Annotated in this window: 1 pseudogene; it reads right to left on the bottom strand. The window is 41.9% G+C overall.

The features are described 5' to 3' along the window. Positions 1-135 precede the first annotated feature (135 nt). A pseudogene (locus D0T85_RS23280) lies at positions 136-320 on the bottom strand (TrkA family potassium uptake protein); the annotation flags it as partial.

Genomic DNA, 320 nt, shown 5'->3' with positions numbered 1-320 from the left:
GATGAACATCTTGGATGGCTGAATTTTATGGTAGACGAATTGCTCATTAATCAGGTAAAAAGTGGAGCCATACGCGAAGAACTAGGCAATAGCCCTTTCTTAGATTCTATATCCTTCTGTACGATTTTCCCATAACTAAGAGACAATAAATTTGGGTGGTGAACTGATTGAAGCCATATCGATGGAGGTAAACGAGTCGAACCTAACAGGCGAACCGGTTGTGAGCAAAACTACCAATCCGCGGGCGGCGTCTTCCTCTGGAGTTAGAATTTTATCTATATTAAAAACCTCTAGTATCGCTTTGTGAACATCGTCGATGG

The sequence above is a fragment of the Bacteroides sp. 519 genome (assembly GCF_010500955.1).
Taxonomy (GTDB): Bacteria; Bacteroidota; Bacteroidia; order Bacteroidales; family Bacteroidaceae; genus Bacteroides.
Note: the sequence above shows the minus strand (reverse complement) of the source record. Positions and strands in the feature narration are given on the sequence as shown.